Raw genomic sequence first — 4,522 nt, 5'->3', positions numbered from 1 at the left:
TTCAGCCGGGCCTTCATACTCAGGGCCTATCCCCTGCAGACCCACGAGATGCTTTTTGATGCGCTTACCGAGGCCTTCCGCGTGCTCGCTGGCGTGCCACAGCGGGGTATTTTTGACAACATGAAGACCGCTGTGGACCGGATTGGCTCTGGCAAGGCACGTCAGGTCAATCTGCGCTTCATGGCCCTGGCCAGCCATTATCTATTCGAGACGACCTTCTGCAATCTGGCAGCGGGATGGGAGAAAGGGCAGATCGAGAAGACCGTGCAGGATGCCCGACGCCAGATCTGGCAGGATCTGCCTGCCTTTCCTGCTCTGGGGGCACTGAATGCCTGGCTGGAAGCCCGCTGCCTGGACTGCTGGGAACGGCTGCAGCATATCGAACTGGCCCGGAGCATCACCGAGGTCCATGCCAGCGAGCGTCCTCAGCGCGTCTGGCGGCGCCCTGCTGTTCCATCTGCTCAGCCGCCTCTACGAGCGCATCAGTGTCATCATCACAACCAATCTGAGCTTCAGTGAATAGGGAGACGTCTTTGGTGACCCGAAGATGACAACGGCGCTCCTCGATCGGCTGACCCATCACTGTCATATCCTCGAGACAGGAAATGACAGCCACAGGTTCCGCGCCAGCATCGCCGCGTCAAAAAACAGAAAGGACAGCTCCTCTTCTTGACCGCCCGCCCGACTATGCCTGAAATAGCAGCTGGATGGGTCAATTCCTGATGAAAAACCCGGGTCAGTTCTCAGTGAAAATCAACACCTTGGCCATGTCCTTGAATTGCGCAATGATGGGCAGAAAGTCGACAGAGTCATACACCGCATCCGGCGCCATCGCCTTGCAGAGGCTGTCATAGGCATGGAGCGCCAGAATGGTTCGCTCTCGATTGTCGTCGATCATACCGGCATATTGCCTAAGTCCGGCACCGCGATTACCGAGAGCCTTCGCGAAGTGCGGATCAATGCGGAGCGCCTCGTCCCAACCGGCGATTGCATCGATCGAGCGACCGACCCTGTCGAGCAGATTGGCACGATTGGTCAGTATCTGGCAGCGCCGTCCATTATCAAGTTTCATGAACCCGGGATGGCTGGCTGCGCGCGTGAACGCCAACATCTCTCCCTGAAGTTCCACACTATCCCAAGATGAAGATTGCCGAATATTAGCAATCTGCGATCGCATGGTCCACGCATTAGCCCGGAAATATTCCGCCAACACGGCCACTTCTTCGGTGAGTGGTCTCTTTGTAAGCTCATCAAGCAAGTGTAATGCGCGCTTCGCACCACGTTCAAATGCAGCATCACAGGAATCGTCGATCAGCCGACCGATATGTTCGAGTGCCTCGTCGTCACTCATTTTTGTAATGCTGCGTTCGCAGCTTTTATTAAGAGCTTCGAGATTAGGCTGATTGGACAATTTGACTGGCTCTCTGGATTCCGGCTGAGGAGGACTCCTCACGATAATTTTGGGGTTCTCGGCTGCTGTGACGCCTATCAAGGGGCTACCAGAGGACGAAAATCAGCTTCAGTGCTTACGTTGGAACGTGGGGGAGAGCGGAATGTCAGTTATGTGCCGTTCAGTTGTGGAAGCATTACGGACCTTATGCTAATGTAATGATTGTCGGGAGAGTACCGTGTATTTAAAGTCGGCAAGGAGAACGCTTTTCTAATTTCTCGTTTCATTTCATCGGTAAGCAATTTTCTATCCGCATAAACGATGAAGATGTTTTCTCGAATATTATATACGACCCGACCTCGTGGCCACTCCTCGTATTCGGACCACTGCGGAACTGCGGAGCATTCCTTCATGCACCCGGAACGTATCTGCTCCCAGAATTCGTAATGTCCGCCCCACGTCATTGCATTGCCATATGTTTCCCCCTGACTGAGCGGACGTCGGTCAAGAAGAAATCGGGAATTTCCCTTTTCAGATACAAGCCAAAATATTCCTATACTACCTTCAGATGGTAACATTATCAGGCCCGTCTCCCAGAAAGAAAACAAATAGTTATAATTCAGAAATTTCTCGCCGTCATAGCCAAGTCACATATATAGCGAATCCATTCCCATTTTCCACTGCGTTGCAAATATGTAGGATGATAGGTACGATAAATAGGGCAAGGTAAATAAGGAGATATAAATTTACCAATACGGCATTCATTTTCTCCATCCTTTGCGGGAACCAGAGAAAGTTCTGGCACCCCGGACCATATTAGATCGTCGTATTTGGAGGAAGTGAAGAACATAATTGCGTTAGGGGAAAGAATATTTATCTCATCGATTCGTAATTTGTTCTGATAAGGATCAAATTTCTTTCGAAGAGGCTCTGGAGATTTCAGATAACTTGTGCCGCTGTCGCTCTGATAAGACATCTTACAAACATTGCTGACCATAATTCCGGGGCCGCAAATTTCCTTGACTTGCCTGAATGCACGATTAAATGGACTATTTCTGTTCCTAGGTTGATGTGTCGCATTATCGAATCTTTTATAGCCTTCCATAAGGGCATCGACTGAATCAGAATGGGTGAGAAAATCGTCATAAGAGCAGATGTCTGAGTAAGGCCAGGTCCCATAAGCTGGATATTCTTTGCAGTTCTCTTTACTCCAGTTCCATCCCAATGGTTCTTGTCCGTAAAAGAGGACTCTAAAATCAGCGTGAGCATATTCTGGTTTTGGATTCAGCAAATAGGGCGCAGAAGCGTCAGGAAACAAGACTTTGTTTTCTACTAATTTAGCGCGAAAATCTGTATATAGAGAATGAAGGGATTTTTGCATATTAGAAAAAATTATATCTTCATTTAATCTCGTCATAATATGTCCATTTTTATTCGTTCTGTGAAAAAGCTGAATATAAAGTGCTAGACTATCCGGTTTTAGGCAAATTTTCTAACCGCTGAATGTCTCAGATGAGGCGTAAGCGGACTATTTCCTGAGCCTGATGATTCCGAGTTCGTGCCACATCCACCCAAAATCGTAGGCAGCCATGGCACCGCCACTCCCTTGGGCGTGGACCGTAGTGTTTTCGATATCCTTCAACCAGATGGCCACCTTTTTACGCCCTGAGGCTGTCTGGACGGCCTGACGTGGCATCATATCCCCCAGAGCCGGAACAGGCTCATCAAGCACCTGCCGATAGTGCCGCTCCAGCATCTGCCCGATAATCCGGGCTTCCTCCTCGGGCGGGATCTGCAGTTCTGGCGAGACCTCACGTCCATGCGTCCCCCGGTCTTCCATCGCCTGCACCGGCGTCATGATCTGCGTGAGCGGAGCACGCACGAGATCTCCCAGACCAGCCTGCAGCATGGCACGGCCACGTTCGGCACGCTCTTTCGAGTTCACCTGCAGCCGCAACTGCCGCCCCTTCAGATCCAGCGTGCCCAGCACGATCGCACCATCATCCATCTCGGTGCGCAGGAACCGCCTGTTTTCATCTCGTCCAGCCTTGCCCACGGAATTGCTCATCGGCTCTTTCAGCCAGTTCCAGAATGACCGGTTTTCAGGTCGCAGGGCCATGATCCCGTCAAGCACGTCCGCCAGTCTTCTGTGTCACGCCCTTTGCCAGCGGGAAACACACTTCGTGGAAGACCAAATCCTCTCCGTCCCCATTGAACGGCGCTGGCCCCTCCATCTGTCGGGTCATGTCCTCCAGTGTCCGAAACAGCCAGGTCAGCGTGAACATCGGCGCAAGTTCATGCAGCGTCTGCGTATCGACTTTCGGAAACTCGGCCTTGCCCCGTCTTTTTCGCAGAGCCCGGTAAAAGTTCGCAGCCAGATCTTCGCAGGCACCCCGTGAATAGGCGAGTAGCCCGCCTGCCAGAATGGTCTTTCCATCAGATGGCACGAGACGTGCTGCAATCCGGTCCCACTGTTCCAGCGTCCGGGTAGCCGTGCCTTCATGCACCAGAACGGGTTCCCCACCCCGCAGCAGGTCACGCGCCATCAGGCTCTGGCCGGGTTTGATATCCGAGACTTCATACAGGCTCATGACCGAAGCCTTGAGGGAACGCATTTAGGCGCTGTTGCGCGGCCCTTCCTTCCAACCCCGCCGTTTGAGGTAAACGTCGACGAAGTTCCGGCCATCGTCCCAGTCCTGCCCGAGAAAATCTTCGAAAGCGCAGCCCCACAGCGTCATGGCAACGTCAGGGCCGATCATCTCCGCCAGATCCTCGAAGGAGATGTCGCCCGCTTCCAGCGCCGGACCGATGTGATCGCCGAGCACTTCGCCAAAACACTCCTGCCAGTCCTCCTGACCGAGATAACGGATCAGTCCCGTGAGTTCGTCTGCGGCCATGGCTGCTTGTGCGTCTCCTGATACGGACAGCAGAAGGGCAGACTGTCCTGACTCGCCAAGCCTAGAATGATACCCCGAAACAGGCGACAGGGTGCCCCGCTCTTAAATCACGCATTTATGAAAGTGGACAAAATTGCGCCCCGGTACCTTTCCGTCTGTTTCCTATGTATTTCCTGCGGTGGAATTCAGGACGCAAAAAAGCCGCCTCAGGGGGCGGCATTTTTTGTCAGATATC

The 4,522-nt window shown here is 52.6% G+C and carries 2 protein-coding genes and 3 pseudogenes; 2 read left to right on the top strand and 3 right to left on the bottom strand.

Going from position 1 to position 4,522, the window contains the following annotated elements:
• Positions 1-426 (top strand): annotated as a pseudogene (locus tag DY926_RS16440) (IS21 family transposase); the annotation flags it as partial.
• A 1-nt stretch (position 427) separates the two neighbouring features.
• Positions 428-673, top strand: a pseudogene (locus DY926_RS16435) (ATP-binding protein); the annotation flags it as partial.
• 63 nt (positions 674-736) lie between these two features.
• Here the strand turns inward: DY926_RS16435 and DY926_RS16430 are convergent.
• From DY926_RS16430 to DY926_RS18075, 3 genes and pseudogenes are all read right to left on the bottom strand, one after another.
• Complete coding sequence (locus tag DY926_RS16430) at positions 737-1,351, bottom strand: hypothetical protein (protein WP_241503287.1); 615 nt, start codon at positions 1,349-1,351, stop codon at positions 737-739.
• Between the two features lie 658 nt (positions 1,352-2,009).
• The gene (locus DY926_RS17150; RefSeq protein WP_148707836.1) at positions 2,010-2,807 is read right to left on the bottom strand and encodes a hypothetical protein; all 798 of its coding nucleotides are present in this window, start codon (positions 2,805-2,807) and stop codon (positions 2,010-2,012) included.
• A 111-nt stretch (positions 2,808-2,918) separates the two neighbouring features.
• Positions 2,919-4,287 (bottom strand): annotated as a pseudogene (locus tag DY926_RS18075) (hypothetical protein).
• Positions 4,288-4,522 lie beyond the last annotated feature (235 nt).

The sequence above is a fragment of the Komagataeibacter melaceti genome, from assembly GCF_003403295.1.
Lineage (GTDB): Bacteria > Pseudomonadota > Alphaproteobacteria > Acetobacterales > Acetobacteraceae > Komagataeibacter > Komagataeibacter melaceti.
The sequence above is the reverse complement of the archived record's forward strand: the minus strand, read 5'-3'. Positions and strand labels throughout refer to the sequence as shown.

Coding starts and splice junctions, on each gene's coding strand:
- DY926_RS16430 (WP_241503287.1), bottom strand. CDS start 1,351: ATGAGTGACGACGAGGCACTCGAACATATCGGTCGGCTGATCGACGAT.
- DY926_RS17150 (WP_148707836.1), bottom strand. CDS start 2,807: ATGACGAGATTAAATGAAGATATAATTTTTTCTAATATGCAAAAATCC.